The organism is Ruegeria sp. BHSA163 (assembly GCF_059613365.1).
Genome location: NZ_JBXWSJ010000014.1, coordinates 34,698 through 49,516 on the forward strand (window position 1 = coordinate 34,698; position 14,819 = coordinate 49,516).

General features: G+C 54.4%; 15 protein-coding genes. 4 read left to right on the forward strand and 11 right to left on the reverse strand.

From position 1 onward, the window contains the following. Positions 1-306: 306 nt before the first annotated feature. From pheS to AC2FNV_RS08710, 6 genes are all read right to left on the reverse strand, one after another. Positions 307-1,380 (reverse strand): phenylalanine--tRNA ligase subunit alpha, encoded by a 1,074-nt coding sequence (gene pheS / locus AC2FNV_RS08685; protein WP_170605888.1) that lies wholly within the window; start codon positions 1,378-1,380, stop codon positions 307-309. 77 nt (positions 1,381-1,457) lie between these two features. Beyond that, positions 1,458-2,525, reverse strand: coding sequence for a Hint domain-containing protein (locus AC2FNV_RS08690; RefSeq protein ID WP_170605886.1), 1,068 nt, complete (start codon positions 2,523-2,525; stop codon positions 1,458-1,460). A gap of 127 nt (positions 2,526-2,652) precedes the next feature. Next, positions 2,653-4,023: a glutamate--cysteine ligase gene (locus AC2FNV_RS08695; protein ID WP_170605884.1), complete on the reverse strand. Its 1,371-nt coding sequence runs from the start codon at positions 4,021-4,023 to the stop codon at positions 2,653-2,655. Positions 4,024-4,088: 65 nt separating this feature from the next. Continuing rightward, complete coding sequence (locus tag AC2FNV_RS08700; RefSeq protein ID WP_170474737.1) at positions 4,089-4,616, reverse strand: hypothetical protein; 528 nt, start codon at positions 4,614-4,616, stop codon at positions 4,089-4,091. Beyond that, positions 4,613-5,410 carry a hypothetical protein gene (locus tag AC2FNV_RS08705; protein ID WP_170605882.1) on the reverse strand — a complete coding sequence of 266 codons (798 nt, stop codon included), beginning with the start codon at positions 5,408-5,410 and terminating at the stop codon, positions 4,613-4,615. Before AC2FNV_RS08705 ends, AC2FNV_RS08700 begins: the two co-directional genes overlap by 4 nt. After that, complete coding sequence (locus AC2FNV_RS08710; protein WP_170605880.1) at positions 5,407-6,132, reverse strand: 16S rRNA (uracil(1498)-N(3))-methyltransferase; 726 nt, start codon at positions 6,130-6,132, stop codon at positions 5,407-5,409. Before AC2FNV_RS08710 ends, AC2FNV_RS08705 begins: the two co-directional genes overlap by 4 nt. A gap of 12 nt (positions 6,133-6,144) precedes the next feature. Between AC2FNV_RS08710 and ubiA the strand changes: the two genes are divergently transcribed. From ubiA to AC2FNV_RS08725, 3 genes are all read left to right on the forward strand, one after another. Continuing rightward, positions 6,145-7,107, forward strand: a complete 963-nt coding sequence (gene ubiA / locus AC2FNV_RS08715) for a 4-hydroxybenzoate octaprenyltransferase (RefSeq protein WP_170605878.1) — start codon at positions 6,145-6,147, stop codon at positions 7,105-7,107. 66 nt (positions 7,108-7,173) lie between these two features. Further along, positions 7,174-9,108: an OmpA family protein gene (locus tag AC2FNV_RS08720; protein WP_170606205.1), complete on the forward strand. Its 1,935-nt coding sequence runs from the start codon at positions 7,174-7,176 to the stop codon at positions 9,106-9,108. After that, positions 9,095-9,415, forward strand: coding sequence for a hypothetical protein (locus AC2FNV_RS08725; RefSeq protein WP_170474725.1), 321 nt, complete (start codon positions 9,095-9,097; stop codon positions 9,413-9,415). The genes AC2FNV_RS08720 and AC2FNV_RS08725 overlap by 14 nt, the downstream gene beginning before the upstream one ends. 26 nt (positions 9,416-9,441) lie before the next feature. Here AC2FNV_RS08725 and AC2FNV_RS08730 read toward each other — a convergent pair whose 3' ends face one another. From AC2FNV_RS08730 to pgsA, 3 genes are read right to left on the reverse strand one after another with little or no spacing between them, the layout of a single operon-like run. Then, on the reverse strand, positions 9,442-9,885 hold the full coding sequence (locus AC2FNV_RS08730) for a molybdenum cofactor biosynthesis protein MoaE (protein WP_170474722.1): 444 nt from the start codon (positions 9,883-9,885) through the stop codon (positions 9,442-9,444). Positions 9,886-9,889: 4 nt separating this feature from the next. Further along, on the reverse strand, positions 9,890-10,135 hold the full coding sequence (moaD, locus tag AC2FNV_RS08735; RefSeq protein ID WP_170474719.1) for a molybdopterin converting factor subunit 1: 246 nt from the start codon (positions 10,133-10,135) through the stop codon (positions 9,890-9,892). Between the two features lie 3 nt (positions 10,136-10,138). After that, complete coding sequence (pgsA, locus tag AC2FNV_RS08740; RefSeq protein WP_170605876.1) at positions 10,139-10,807, reverse strand: CDP-diacylglycerol--glycerol-3-phosphate 3-phosphatidyltransferase; 669 nt, start codon at positions 10,805-10,807, stop codon at positions 10,139-10,141. A 176-nt stretch (positions 10,808-10,983) separates the two neighbouring features. Between pgsA and AC2FNV_RS08745 the strand changes: the two genes are divergently transcribed. Next, a complete protein-coding gene (locus AC2FNV_RS08745; protein ID WP_170605874.1) occupies positions 10,984-11,868 on the forward strand; it encodes a DMT family transporter in 885 nt (294 codons plus the stop codon). Here AC2FNV_RS08745 and uvrC read toward each other — a convergent pair. Both uvrC and AC2FNV_RS08755 read right to left on the reverse strand, forming a co-directional pair. Further along, positions 11,865-13,739 carry an excinuclease ABC subunit UvrC gene (gene uvrC, locus AC2FNV_RS08750; protein ID WP_496773052.1) on the reverse strand — a complete coding sequence of 625 codons (1,875 nt, stop codon included), beginning with the start codon at positions 13,737-13,739 and terminating at the stop codon, positions 11,865-11,867. The two genes, AC2FNV_RS08745 and uvrC, sit on opposite strands and share 4 nt — an antisense overlap. Before the next feature lie 290 nt (positions 13,740-14,029). Further along, entirely contained in the window at positions 14,030-14,809 is a 780-nt protein-coding gene (locus AC2FNV_RS08755) for an SDR family oxidoreductase (protein WP_170605870.1), read from the reverse strand. Positions 14,810-14,819: the final 10 nt, after the last annotated feature.

The following is a 14,819-nucleotide window of genomic DNA, read 5'->3' on the forward strand; positions in this document are numbered from 1 at the left end:
GACTCGACGTATCTGCGGCATACTCTGCGAATTCATTGACACTTTTCAAAACCTGATCGGAAGCTAGCAAAGACAATTCCATCCTGAGCGAATTGTAGGTTTCTAGTCCACCATCACTGTTTAACTGCATAAAGGACCGCATGAAGTTTAGATAAAGCTCGCGTTTCTTTGACACTAGGTCAGCTTCTCGATCCAGTCGTTTTTGCACTCTGTAAGTAATTGTGGCTCCGACTACCGCTATCAGCGCCACAAAAAGAGTCACAAAGCTCGAAAGGTTGTCGGAATTCAGGAGATTCGGGACATTACTCACCTACTCAAACCACCATGCAGGTTCGGCATATCCAGCGCGGCAAACCCATAGTGGCGCAGCCAGCGCAGGTCTGAATCAAAGAACGCCCGCAGATCAGGGATGCCGTATTTCAGCATCGCCAGACGGTCGATGCCGATGCCGAAGGCAAAGCCCTGATAGACCTCAGGGTCGATCCCACCAGCGGCGATCACCTTGGGGTGGACCATGCCCGACCCCAGAATCTCCATCCAGTCGTCGCCCTCACCGATCTTTAGCTGACCGTTATCCCAGGAACATCGGATGTCGACCTCGGCCGAGGGCTCGGTGAACGGGAAGTGTGAGGCGCGGAAGCGCAGTTCGACGTCGTCGACCTCGAAGAAGGCCTTCACGAACTCTTCCAGAACCCACTTCAGGTTCGCCATCGAGATGTCTTTGTCCAAGGCCAACCCCTCGACCTGATGGAACATCGGCGTGTGGGTCTGGTCATAATCGGCGCGGTAGACGCCGCCCGGGCAGATCACGCGGATCGGTGCGCCCTGCAGCTCCATCGAGCGGATTTGAACCGGCGAGGTATGTGTGCGCAGCACATGCGGCGGGCGGTTATCCCCTTTGGCCCGATGCATATAGAACGTATCCATCTCGGCCCGAGCGGGGTGGTGGCCGGGGATATTCAAAGCGTCAAAATTATGCCAATCAGTTTCGATCCGCGGCCCTTCGGCCACTGAAAACCCCAACTCGGCGAAAATTGCTGTCAATTCTTCGGTGGCCTGACTAACAGGGTGGATTGAACCCTGACGGCGCGGACGCGATGGCAAGGTGACATCCAGCCATTCCGTACGCAGCCGCTCATCCAGAGCGGCATCCGCAAGTGCCGCCTTCTTAGCGGTAAGAGCCGAGTTGATCTCATCCTTGAGGGCGTTTAGTGCGGGTCCTGCAATCTGGCGCTCCTCGGGGGTCATTTTACCCAATTCGCGCATCTTCAGCGCAACTTCACCCTTTTTCCCGACGGCGGCGACGCGGATCGCCTCGAGCGTGTTTTCGTCGCCCGCTTCGGCGATCTGCCCCAGATATTTTGCCTTGAGATCGTCCATGACGCTTTCCGAAACTTGCCCTGAATTCTGTTCAAGTCCTGCTATCACAGCAGTCCGCGAAAGCAAGAGGGCGTGGATCAGATCGCCCGCAGCATTGCCGCCTGTGCGCCGCACCGTACCGGGCGGACAGTCTGGCCATAACCTGCCGGATGATTCTGCAATTCAGGGAACAACAAAAAAAGCTCGCGCGCTGCGTCTTGATCAAGACTGGATAACGCCTGTGCGCCCGGAAAGAAACTTTCCGAAATCAAACCAGATGTTGATACCAACTGATGCCGATCGAAAAACAAATGGACATAATGCACGATATCGCAGGGCGCTGATGTGACAGTCACTCCGTCAACCAATGACTTAGCGGGAACCAGAACCTCATCTTCGCCGAACAGCAATTGAGCTTGCCAACCCGTCACAAGAAGCCGGTGCTGAGGTGAAACGTAAACATCAGCGTCGGCACTCAGCGCCCCTGCGTGGATACAGATGGGTGCAAGCCTGCCGTGCCCCTTAACCGTACGTCCCCCGGCCCAAAGGATCGGACAGGGACCATCATCGATCGTTAATACAGCGTCACCCGGTCTAAGCGTCTCCGCCCGCCGCGGGCCCTCCGGAGTATCAACCAGCGTTCCGGCCACAAAACAGGGTGCACCACTGTCGCCAGGTGAAAGATCTCCATAAACCAGCGAATCCGGGTTTGGCTGGTTGAACTGCAACGTAGTCGTTGTTTGGTTCGGCCCCACCAAAACCAGCAGATTGACCGAAGTTTCACCTGCCGCAAGTCCGTTTTGCGCCACGATATTCTGCGTACCGCCGCCAATATCGTAAAAATCGATAACCTCGCCCGTCGAGGTATTTGTTAGCGCGTAAGCTTCGTAATTGTTGGGGCCACCACCATTGGGGTCCGTCAGAAGGATAGGAAAATCATCTGCCGATATAACGAAAACCTGTTCGTTGTTGTCCGGGTCGATCAAGACTTGGACCGAGGGGTCAGTCAATGGGATTTCGATACCGACCTGACCGTTGGCCTGGTAGAACGACACGGTAAAATCCGCCGGATCCTCACCCGGACGAAGTGAGACTTCCAAAAACTCGGAAACGCCTGTCTGAGCGGCATAAGCGTTCGAGTAATGTAGTTCGCTGATACGGGCCATTTCGTTTTCACAGTCAGAAAATTTGGCCCAACACTACGCGAAAACGCCCTGCTGATGGCAAGGGTGTAATTAAACGAATAGCAAATGCTTTCCCAACTGCAACACAACCCCATACAGCACTGCGGCGTCAGTAGCTGAATTCGGGATAAATTCTGGTCAGATCGCTTTGCCATTCACCGTAATACTTGTCCAGCAATTCGTCGGCAGGCACTTTCCCGGATTCGATACTGTCGTTGAGCGCGTTCAGAAAATGTGTCTCATCCTGAACGAGACCTCCGGCGCCCGGCCGGGCGCGGGCAGCCAATCCGGAACTCGCGATCGCAACCACCTCGCGCGCCAAATCATGCATATTAATTTTGCCCACCTGCGCCTGCAAACCGTTCTTTGCGGCTTCGACTCTCAGAGTTTCGCGTGTCTCGGCATCCCAATCCTTTACCAGATCCCATGCGGCATCCAGCGCGCCCTGATCATACGTCAGGCCCACCCAGAACGCCGGCAAAGCGCACAGACGCCGCCAGGGACCACCATCAGCTCCGCGCATTTCCATGAATTTCTTGATCCGCGCTTCGGGGAATGCCGTCGTCAGGTGGTCAGCCCAATCACTCAGTGTTGGTGTCTCACCGGGCAGAGCCGGCAGTTTACCCTGAAGAAAGTCGCGAAAAGACATGCCGAGCGCATCAATGTACTTTCCATTGCGGTAAACAAAATACATTGGCACATCGAGCGCGTACTGAACGTATCGTTCGAATCCAAAACCTTCTTCAAACACGAAAGGCAACATCCCGGTTCGCGCATCATCCAAATGCCGCCAAATGTAGCTGCGCCAGCTTTTCTGCCCATTGGGCTTGCCTTCGAAAAATGGTGAGTTCGCAAATAACGCCGTAGCGACGGGTTGCAACGCCAGCGCAACGCGAAGCTTTTGCACCATGTCCGCTTCGGATCCAAAATCGATATTGACCTGAACTGTGCAAGTCCGCCGCATCATGGCCCGGCCCATCGTTCCGACCTTTTCCATGTAGTCGTTCATTAGCCGATAACGCCCTTTAGGCATCAATGGCATGTCTTCATGTGTCCATATCGGAGCCGCACCAAGACCTATGAATCCAACGCCAATTTTATCCGCAATGTCTTTCACATCGCGCAGATGCGCGTTCACCTCGTCACAGGTTTCGTGGATCGTTTCAAGCGGCGCGCCTGATAGTTCCAGTTGACCGCCCGGCTCAAGCGAAACGTTCGCCCCGTCTTTTTCCAGGCCAATCAGTTTGCCGCCTTCTTCAACAGGCGCCCAACCGTGCAAATCACGCAGGCCTTGCAAAACCGCCAGAATTGAGCGTTCACCTTCATAAGGCAGAGGTTTCAACGTGTCCTTGCAGTAGCCAAATTTTTCATGCTCGGTGCCAATACGCCAATCCACTTTGGGTTTACAGCCGGCTTCCAGATATTCGGCCAGTTGCTCATGGCGTTCGATCGGTCCGCCGCCGGACTGAGGGATAGACATGAACCGTGCTCCGATCTTGCTGTGTCAGTCGTGTTGGCCAGTGGTTATCCTAAACCGCGGCAGTGTCAATGCAGCCGAACATGCAAGGGGCGCGATGGGCGTCGTTCCCAAATGACGACCGGGTGTTCAGAACCGCCGTTTAGTTCCGACAGCATATGCTCGGTTTTTAGTCCCGGCAGACTGGAAAACACGTCAAACAACGCTTCGGCCCCTTCCGCATTCACTGGAATGTGAAGCGTGGGTTGGCCGGGCTGATCCAGAACCCAAAGTGCCGGATTGGAAGTAGGGTCCAATGCCAAACGTTCGATTTCCTGCGTGGCGACGATACCGCCGTCGAGGGGACCGAAATATGTTATCTGGCCCTCGTCAATGGTCACCACACCCGGCCCGCCGGCTCCTGTGCGAAAACGGACGCGTTGAACTCCGATAACGGCAAGAGCTATGGAAATGGCGATCAGGACCCAGCCCAACCAACCCAACAACCCACCGGGACCGCTAATCCAGCTTAAGCCTATTAAAAAAACAAAGAGCGCCGTTAACACTTCGCGCCAGCGCCAAAGGGCCCACTTGGCTTCGGGTCTGATGAAACTCACTGCTCAACTCCGGTATAAGGTGCCTTGATGGCTTCAAATCTCATTGGCGTCAGATCGTATACCAAATGCCGTTCAACAAGACCCGCTTCGCGTGATATTTTGGCCTGCCAGATCGCTCCTTTTTCGGCCCATTGAATTTTGTTTTCAAAAAAGTCCGCCCACTCCCACCCATTCAAATCAGCAATATTCTCTTCACCAGGAGCGATCAAAGCATAACTGCTTGAGATCATTGCCCTGTTCTTGCGGCCCAGTGAAAAACTCTGGCGCAAGGCAAATCCAGAGGAAAGCTCGAGCTGCAGAACCGTCTCGTATCGCGCACCTTCAATACGGTTCCAGCCTCGCCGTTCCAATCGGGATGCAGCCAGATCCCCCATGTGAAATCCATCGGTAGACTGCGGATAAGCATCAATCGGGGCCGGGACAAGTCCATCGGGCAGATGATCTTCCGCAGCTGCCCCATTACGCCACAGCGCACCCTCATCCGTGAATGCACCACCGCCGAACCAACTGTCCGCCTGCGGCCAGAACGCGATGGCCGCCAACCATGGTGTTCTGGATACTGCGGTCCAACACCTGGAACCATGGCAAGCAAAGTAAACAAGATGCTTGCCGTCGGGGGACAGGTCGCACCGATATTCATGGATACGCCCGTTGATCCATCGACCCAATTCTACCTTGTTCCTGCGCCGATCCCAAGACAACGCCGCAACCTGAGCTGAAGGTCCTCGGCGCAGTATAACCGCGTTGTCAGACTGCGTAGCCGTCAAAACATGAAGCCTGGGTGGGGGAGTCAAGTCCAATCCCCCAATACCTGTTGCCACATGGTCAATGCAGCGACTGCCGCGGTATCCGCACGCAAGACACGCGGCCCAAGGCTAACTACGTGGGCAAAGGGTAACGCCGCCAGCCGCGCGCGTTCACGTTCAGAAAACCCCCCCTCCGGGCCGATCAGAATGGCCCAAGGACGACCTTTCTCTGTAGCAGTTAGATGCAAGGCCGCACCTGCTTCGGCCTCATCACAGAACATCAATTGGCGATTTTCGGGCCAAGAGTCCAAAACCGAATCAAGACGTTTCAGGTCAACGACCTCTGGCACAAAAGTCCCACCACATTGTTCCGCAGCCTCGATTGCATGGGATTGTAAACGATCTTGGCGAATGCGCTCGGAATTGGTGAATTGCGTCTGCACCGGCACGATCCGCGCCGCGCCCATTTCCGCCGCCTTTTCAACGATGAAATCGGTACGTGCCTTTTTGATTGGCGCAAACAAGAACCATAGATCGGGCGGCAATTGAAGTTGCTTGGTCTGCTTTAAGCAGATCAGAACGCCCCCTTTTTTGCCGGCTTCGACAATCTCGGCCATCCATTCACCATCGCGACCGTTGAACAGGGCAACTGGGCCACCAAGGGACAGCCGCATCACCCCGAACAGGTAATGCGCCTGGTCACGCGTCAAAGGAACCGATTGCCCCTGACCCAAAGGGTGATCTACATACAATCTGATTTTTGCGTTCATGGGACCTTACATATGCAAGGCAATGCGCCAACACCAGACGGTCAAGTTGCCGATGCCGTCACGGGAAACTGGGTGGATACCCACGCTCCGGCCTTTGCGCGCCCTTACTTGCGTTTGTCTCGGGCTGATCGACCTATTGGCACCTGGCTGCTGCTGATCCCCTGCTGGTGGGGATTAGCATTGGCAATCCTCAGCCGTGGAGACGCGCGTTGGAGCGACCTTTGGATTGCGGCAGGTTGCGCTATTGGAGCGTTCTTGATGCGAGGGGCCGGTTGCACTTGGAACGACATAACGGACCGTGACATCGACGCCCGGGTCGAGCGGACACTGTCACGACCGATCCCTTCGGGCCAGGTCAGTGTGCGGCAGGCGATAATTTGGATGGTACTTCAATGTTTGTTTGCACTGGCAATTCTGTTGACTTTCAACCGCGCAGCCATCGCAATGGGTGTACTGTCCTTGCTGCCCGTGACCATCTATCCGTTTGCCAAACGATTCACTTGGTGGCCGCAGGTGTTTCTTGGATTAGCTTTCAACTGGGGCGTTCTGCTGACCTGGGCCGCCCATACAGGGACTATAGGTTGGCCTGCAATCACCCTTTACTTGTCAGGAATCGCGTGGACCCTGTTTTATGATACGATCTACGCTCATCAGGACGCTGAAGACGATGAATTGATTGGTGTGAAATCCACCGCTCGCCTGTTTGGCGTCGATACAGCCAGATGGCTCAAGTATTTTCTGGTTCTTACCGTAAGTCTGATGGCACTTGCCATTATCGACGCTGCATTGCCGCGGGCCTCGCTACTTGCTTTGGCGGTCGCGCTGGCAGGGCCGTGGGCAATGGGGTGGCATATGGCGTGGCAACTGCGCGGTCTGGACACTGAAGACAACGCGAAATTATTGCAATTATTTCGCGCCAACCGGGACACCGGCCTTATTCCGCTTATCTTCCTTTGCGTCGCACTATTGCTCTGATTGAACCTCCGGCCCGGGGTCTGTATGAGTCCGATGCCAGACGACCGAGGAGTCACAATTCACCCCATGCGCCTGCCATACGCAATCGCCGTTGCCGTGTTTTTTGTCATATCAGCCATGATATCCGTTGTGGGTGCAGGCTTGGCTGTCACACGGATCGAAGACGCCTCTGAACTGGCTGTACGCCGGGCGCTGGACCTGCAGGGTCATGGCTGGGCCGAAGTGCAATCGGACGGTTTGCGTGTTGTTTTGACAGGAACGGCCCCAACGGAAGCGACCCGGTTCAACGCGCTGACTGCAGCCGGAACCGAGGTCGACACTTCGCGCGTGATCGACGAAATGGAAGTTGCACCGACAGCCAATCTGAACCCGCCCCGATTCTCGGCCGAGATCTTGCGCAACGATAATGGAATTTCGTTGATTGGTTTGATCCCCGCAAGCGAGGACCGCGGCGCTCTGATCGACAACCTAAAACGCTTGAACCCCGGTGTTAGCGTTTCGGACCTTATGGAAACCGCGGATTACCCCGAACCAAAGGGGTGGGATGACGCAGTAACTTTTGCTGTCGCGGCGCTATCAAAACTGCCTAGGTCCAAGATTTCTGCAAGCCCCGGGTTGGTCCGGATCACCGCGATTACTGATAGCCAACAGGAAAAAGAACGGTTGGAACAGGAGCTGACCCGTGCTGCGCCACCCAGCCTGCGTATTGGGCTATCTATTTCCGCACCGAGGCCGGTCATAACTCCGTTCACTTTGCGCTATCTGATCAACGAAGCAGGAGGGCAGTTCGACGCTTGTTCTGCCCAAGACGAAACAGCGCGCGCCAGTATATTAGAGGCGGCCAAGAAAGCTGGTTTAACGGGACCACACGACTGCACGATTGGATTGGGCGTACCCTCTCCGCGATGGGCCAGCGCCGCTCAGCTAAGCATTCGCGCACTTTCCGAATTGGGGCGCGGATCCGTTACTCTTTCTGACGCAGACGTCACACTGGTGGCCGCACAGGATACCGACCCCGCCCTTTTTGATCGCGTGGTCGGAGAACTTGAAACAGCATTGCCAGACGTATTTGTTCTTCATGCCGTTCTGACCGAACCGGAAACTCAGGAACAGAGTGGCCCAGTCGAGTTTACCGCGACGCGCAGTCCCGAAGGCCTTGTGCAATTGCGCGGGCGTCTTGAAGATGAAGCCTTGCGGGACATGGTCGACAGCTTTGCAAAAGCGGCATTTGGGTCCAACCAAGTATACACCGCGACCCGTTTAGTGTCTGACCTGCCGGAAGACTGGTCCGTACGAGTACTGGCCGGACTTGATGCACTGTCACAGCTGAATAACGGAGCATTAACAGTAACCCCCGACTATGTCGAACTTTCGGGCATAACCCACGATCCCCAAGCAAAAGCCCGGATCGCAGGGCAACTATCAGAACAGCTGGGCGATGCACAGGATTTCAACCTGCTAATTGCCTATCAGGCACCGCCTGAACCGGAAGACGCTCTGCCCGACCCTGAGCAGTGCGAAGAGCAGATAGCGGAAATTCAATCCGCCAGCAAAATCGCGTTCGAACCCGGGTCGGCCACAATTGCCGCAGAGTCGCGTGACACAGTGAACCAGATTGCCGATATCCTGCGAGAGTGCGGACCGATAAGGATGGAAATCCAAGGTCATACCGACAGTCAGGGTCGCGAAGAGATGAACCTTCAGCTCAGCCAGTCCCGCGCGCAATCCATTCTGACGGAACTAAGAGGGCGGCGAATCCCAACGTCCAGTTATACTGCGGTGGGTTATGGCGAAACGCAGCCCATTGCCGATAACGACACAGAAGAGGGTCGAGAAGAAAACCGACGGATTGAATTCCGGCTTGTTCGCCCTGAACCCGGTACAAACAATGAATCTGGACTAGAGGCATTGGAATCCGAACTTGAAGCGATAGAAGCCGAACCAACGGACGATGCAACGCCCGACGCGGAAACAGGGAATCTGCAAGTTGAACCGAACTGAATTCATAATAGCCACTGCCATTATCTTGTTCGCGGCCTTTTGCATGGGATGGTTCGCCAACTGGCTGGCCCATCGTCTGTCGCGTGTCCGCCAAAGCGATGTGGCCGATTTGGATCGCATGAGCCAAGAGCTGCATGAAGCCGAAGAGACGCGGGATCAGGCAATTACTTACCTTCAGCAGCGTGAGGCCGAACTTACGAACCAACTGACCCAGACTGAGGCGGAACTGACCGCTGCGATGGACGGACTTCGCGCTGCGCGTCAAGAGGCCGATGAACTGCGCGGGCGGATCAGAGACTCGGACTAAACGCTCGCGCGATATGTTTTACGACGCTACCAGCGGCCCAAAGCGTTTTCATCCTCATCCCTGGCTGCGACCCATTCCGCACCCGACCTGGTGATTTCCTTTTTCCAGAAAGGCGCACGGGATTTAAGATAATCCATCAGAAACTCTGCTGCCTCGAACGCATCTTTGCGATGCGGCGCCGCGGTGGCGACCATCATGATCCGCTCTCCTGGCTCAAGACGCCCATGCCTGTGGATCACCAGCACGTCGCCTAAGGACCATCTTTTCTGCGCCTCCTGAGCGATCTTCGTCAAGGCCCTTTCAGTCATGCCGGGATAATGCTCAATTTCCATTACATCCAAATCGCCGGTTGCAAGATCGCGCACCACACCTGTGAATGTAACGATAGCTCCATGCGCAACGTTACCCCGGGCGAATGAATTAGCCTCGGCCCCCAGATCAAATTGTTCTTCCTGAACCGCGATACGCATTTGGTCATCCACCAGTCATTGGCGGAAAAAAAGCCACTTCGCGCACACCGGAAAGCGGTGCATCGAAGTCAGCCAACTCCTGATCAAGTGCCACGCGCAAAGCTGAGATATCCGCGAATGCGGCGGCGTAGCGATCTTCGCGCTCACTTAGCTCTGCCACCAATTCCGCGACCGTGGCAGCCCTGGTCTCCACCCGTTCTTTTGGAATTCCGATGCGTTCGCGAACCCAAGCGAAATACAGCACATCCATCCACTAGCTCTCCTTCAGATGAGGCATGGCTTTACGTAGGTAGTCATAACCCGTGATCAATGTCAGCGCAGCGGCAATCCACAACAGCCACAGCCCGACCTGTCCGGACCAGTACATTCCACTGAGGTGCCAGCGTAAATTGTTCACATCCTCAACTTGTCCGGCGATAACTTGTTCGACCAAATCAGCATCCATGCCGTAGGTCGCCATCACTGCATAGTGTTCAAAAATACCCTGTGAGAACATTATTGCGATGGCAACCATCTGCGCGGTTGTTTTCCATTTTGCCAGTTTCGTGACTTTCAATGTTCCGGCCACGTCTCCCAAATACTCGCGCAGGCCAGAAACAAAAACTTCTCGGAATAAGATCACAGTTGCTGGAAGAACCAGCCAAGGTGTCCAATGTTCAGTTGAATAGCCCACTAGGATCATAAGCGCGATTACAACCATCGCCTTATCGGCGATAGGGTCCAACATAGCGCCAATCTTGGTCTCTTGTTTCCAAGCGCGGGCCAGATATCCATCAAACCAGTCGGTGATTGCAGCTGACAAAAACAGGATTAGCGCAAACCAGTCCGCATAGGGGCGAGTGAAGTACAGAAACATCACCGCCAGGCCTGGCGCGGCAAGCAGGCGCAGTATCGTAAGGATATTGGGCAAGTTCCATTTCATGCAGCGGAGCCTACATCGCCGGTTCCGGACAGAAAAGACGGTGCAGCAAAAAACTATACCGATCACATGGGCTTGGTCAAAGCGCCGCATCTGTCAGGTGCGTTCGAAATTGGACTTGGCCTCCGCCACGATTGGCGTCAGATTGCCGCGTGAATCAGGCCAATGAAGCATCCAAGATGACAGCTCAAGTTCTAACTAATTCCCGATCGAACCTGATTGGCAGTATTTGGATGATTACAGCGATGGCCGGGTTCGCCATTGAAGATGCTTTCCTCAAAGGAATGTCCAAGTCACTGCCTGTTTGGCAAGTTCTGGTCTATTTCGGGTTGGGTGGATCTGCTGTATTCGGCGCGATATCGACGCTGCGAGGTTCGCGACTGTTTCAAAGGGCTGTTCTTTCCCGCCCGATGCTCATCCGAGCGTTTTTTGAGGTTCTCGGTCGGTTGTTCTATGTTCTGGCCGTCGCCTTGACGCCGTTGTCTTCGGCTACTGTGATACTACAAGCCGCACCATTAGTCGTCGTCGCAGGGGCCGCTCTGATTTTTGGCGAAACAGTCGGTTGGCGCCGATGGAGCGCGATCTTTGTCGGCATGGCCGGTGTAATTGTTGTCATCCAACCAACCGGTGACAGCTTCTCAATTCTATCGCTGTTGGCAGTTTTCGGAATGCTGGGTTTGGCCGGTCGAGATCTGGCCAGCCGCGCGGCACCTGCGCAACTGGGAACCGATTTGTTGGGATTTTACGGTTTTCTCAGCGTCATTGTCGCCGGGTTTTTCTATCGCTTTGTGGAAGGCGTTCCTGCAGAACCTCTTTCCTCTGATTCCGGTTTTTACCTAGCGGGCGCGGTGATGTTCGGTACAATGGCATATGCGTCTCTGATGAAGGCAATGAGAACGGGCGAAGTGTCGGCGGTGACACCGTTTCGATACTCACGCCTTCTGTTCGGTATCGGTTTGGGCGTGTTTTTGTTCGGCGAGCGATTGGATCAAACTATATGGATCGGAAGCGCCCTGATCGTAGCCTCGGGTCTCTACATCCTTTGGCGCGGCAGATACCACTAACCTTTTTCATGAAAGAAGTCATAGACCTTTTGCGCAAGGCCTGCTGAAATTCCGTCCACTGCTCTTAAGTCGGCCAGATTGGCGCGGCTGACTGCTTTGGCGCTGCCAAAATGCGCCAGCAGCGCGCGTTTTCGCGCGGCGCCAACCCCGGGTATTTCATCTAACGGGGTGGCACCTACGGCTTTTGACCGCTTGGCGCGATGTGTTCCGATAGCAAAACGGTGGGCCTCATCCCGCAATCGTTGAATAAAATACAGAACAGGATCGTTTCGTTTTAGTGCAAAGGGTCGCTGGCCAAATCGATGGAACTCTTCCTTGCCGTGATCCCGGTCTACACCCTTGGCTACACCGATCATCGGGATGTCTTCCACCCCATGCTGCGCCATGATTTCATGCACTGCACTGACCTGGCCTGCCCCTCCGTCTATCAACAACAGGTCCGGCCAATGACCCTTGTCTCGATCCGGATCTTCTTTCTGAAGGCGTGTAAAGCGGCGCGTCAGAACCTCTTTCATCATTCCAAAGTCGTCGCCTGGTGTCAGGTCGTCACCGCGGATATTGAACTTGCGATAAGAGTTTTTAATAAAGCCCTCAGGGCCGGCCACAATCATACCGCCCACCGCATTGGTGCCCTGGATATGCGAGTTGTCGTACACCTCTATCCGTTCAGGAGGGTTGTCTAGATCGAATGCCTCGGCCAAGCCGCGCAACAGCTTGGCTTGCGTGGCAGTTTCCGACATGCGGCGGGCCAAAGATTCGCGCGCATTTCGCAAGGCTCCAGCGACCAGTTCTTGTTTTTCTCCACGCTGTGGCACTAAAATTTCGACCCTGCGACCAGCTTTTTCAGACAATGCTTCCTGCATGAGGTCTGCGTTCTCGATTGCATCAGACAAGATCAACTGAAGCGGTGGTTCCTTATTGTCGTAGAATTGCCCCAGAAACGCTTCCATGACCTCTGCCGCAGAAACATCTGGCCCGACACGCGGATAAAAATCTCGGTTGCCCCAGTTCTGGTTGGCCCGGATGAAGAAAACTTGTACACAGGCCTGTCCGCTGTCCATGAACAGTCCGATTACATCCGCCTCGGTAACACCGCGCGGATTGATTCCTTGGCTGGTTTGAACTTGCGTTAAAGCCCGAATTCGATCCCGAAGACTGGCAGCACGCTCAAATTCCATCGCCTCGGACGCCGCCATCATCTGTTCGGCCAGCTCTTCCTGAACTTTAGTAGATCGCCCAGACAAGAACCGCTCTGCATCTTTGACACTTTCGCGGTATTCTTTGTCCGAGATCAACCCGACACATGGACCCGAGCACCTCTTGATCTGATAGAGAAGACAGGGCCGCGTACGACTGTCGAACATCGAATCCGAACAGTTTCGCAGCAGAAATGCCTTTTGAAGCTGATTGAGGGTCCGGTTCACAGCACCTGCACTGGCGAAGGGGCCAAAGTAAGCGCCCTTTTCTTTCTTTGCACCCCGGTGCTTTTTTATCTGAGGAAAAGGATGATCCTTGGCCACCAGAATATTTGGAAAGCTTTTGTCATCACGTAGCAGCACGTTGTACTTTGGCTTTAGTTGCTTGATCAGGTTCTGCTCAAGCAACAGAGCTTCGGTTTCAGTGCGGGTAGTCAAGAACATCATCGAGGCTGTAGCGGCGATCATCCTCTCGATCCGACCAGAATGACCTGGACGAGCGTAATTGGATACCCGCGCTTTCAGGTTTCGGGCCTTGCCTACATAAAGGACTCTGCTCTCGCTATCCAACATGCGATAGACGCCAGGCGAACTGTCCAGCGTTTTCACATATCTCTGGATGCAGGCATAACCTGATGGCTGAGTTTCCGAAGTCGATTCGTTCTGGTTCGTCATAGTCATGAGATATGATTCTCTGGCAATGGCTGCAATCTTGTGCGCCTTAGATCAAGAGAAAACAAATCCACGGTTTCTGTGGATAACTACGCAGATAAGTTTTTGGGTTTGTCGAAATCCCCTTAAATTACTGTCCTTTCGCTGAACTGCCTAAAAATTGGGCGCTATTTTAACTATTTGAAATTATTGAGTATTTTTTTATGTGTAAAACAAGTATATGAAAAAAAAGACATTTTTGTAACGCAAGTGTAACAAAGCCGCGAGCGGTGCAAAACTTGAAGCGAATATGTCTATTCCACGCCAAGAACATCCGGCGTCTGCCAAACGAGGTGTTGACCGCCATCGACGCATAACAACTGCCCGGTGACCGCATGAGCGTCCAAAAAATACCCCAGTGCCGCGGTAATATCTGAAGGGTTTGCGCCCCGCTCCAAAACCGTATTTTTTCTCTGGGCCTTGAAGTGGGCTTCGCTTTGACGGTGGCCTTGTAAAGTCGGGCCAGGGCCGATCGCATTTACGCGGATCGCAGGTGTGAGTGCCTGAGCGGTCGTGCGCGTCAAAGCCCACAACCCCATTTTGGCGATAGTGTACGTCATGAATTCTGGTGTCAGTTTTCGTACCCGCATGTCGACCATGTTTACGATCAAGCCCGTTGCGACCGGCTCTCCCTCGTTGTCAACAATCGGTTCAAGTCCCTGTTCGGCCATAGACTGTGTCAAAACGAATGGAGCTCTCAGGTTGCTGTCGATATGGCGATCCCAACTGCGGCGTGTTGCAGTGTGAATATTGTCGTATTCAAAAATCGACGCGTTGTTCACCAGGCAGGTTACCGGACCACCCAGCGCCTCTGCGGCACGGGGCAACAGTGAATGGACTTGATTTTCATCCAACAAGTCGGCCTTCAATGCGATCGCGGACCGACCAAGCGCTTTGATCTTGTCGGCGGTATCCTCTGCCGCCTCGCGCGAAGAAGCGTAGTGGATTGCAACGTCATGACCGCGTTCTGCAAGATAAATCGCCATAGAACGACCCAATCGCCGCCCAGCACCAGTTACCAAAGCTTTGGGCATCGTGGCCTCC

What these genes read in the sequence shown, in the direction of transcription:
- pheS (WP_170605888.1), bottom strand. Translation starts at nt 1,380, where the DNA reads ATGGACGATCTCAAGGCAAAATATCTGGGGCAGATCGCCGAAGCGGGC.
- AC2FNV_RS08690 (WP_170605886.1), bottom strand. Translation starts at nt 2,525, where the DNA reads ATGGCCCGTATCAGCGAACTACATTACTCGAACGCTTATGCCGCTCAG.
- AC2FNV_RS08695 (WP_170605884.1), bottom strand. Translation starts at nt 4,023, where the DNA reads ATGTCTATCCCTCAGTCCGGCGGCGGACCGATCGAACGCCATGAGCAA.
- AC2FNV_RS08710 (WP_170605880.1), bottom strand. Translation starts at nt 6,132, where the DNA reads ATGAACGCAAAAATCAGATTGTATGTAGATCACCCTTTGGGTCAGGGG.
- ubiA (WP_170605878.1), top strand. Translation starts at nt 6,145, where the DNA reads ATGCAAGGCAATGCGCCAACACCAGACGGTCAAGTTGCCGATGCCGTC.
- AC2FNV_RS08720 (WP_170606205.1), top strand. Translation starts at nt 7,174, where the DNA reads ATGCGCCTGCCATACGCAATCGCCGTTGCCGTGTTTTTTGTCATATCA.
- AC2FNV_RS08730 (WP_170474722.1), bottom strand. Translation starts at nt 9,885, where the DNA reads ATGCGTATCGCGGTTCAGGAAGAACAATTTGATCTGGGGGCCGAGGCT.
- moaD (WP_170474719.1), bottom strand. Translation starts at nt 10,135, where the DNA reads ATGGATGTGCTGTATTTCGCTTGGGTTCGCGAACGCATCGGAATTCCA.
- pgsA (WP_170605876.1), bottom strand. Translation starts at nt 10,807, where the DNA reads ATGAAATGGAACTTGCCCAATATCCTTACGATACTGCGCCTGCTTGCC.
- AC2FNV_RS08745 (WP_170605874.1), top strand. Translation starts at nt 10,984, where the DNA reads ATGACAGCTCAAGTTCTAACTAATTCCCGATCGAACCTGATTGGCAGT.
- uvrC (WP_496773052.1), bottom strand. Translation starts at nt 13,739, where the DNA reads ATGACGAACCAGAACGAATCGACTTCGGAAACTCAGCCATCAGGTTAT.
- AC2FNV_RS08755 (WP_170605870.1), bottom strand. Translation starts at nt 14,809, where the DNA reads ATGCCCAAAGCTTTGGTAACTGGTGCTGGGCGGCGATTGGGTCGTTCT.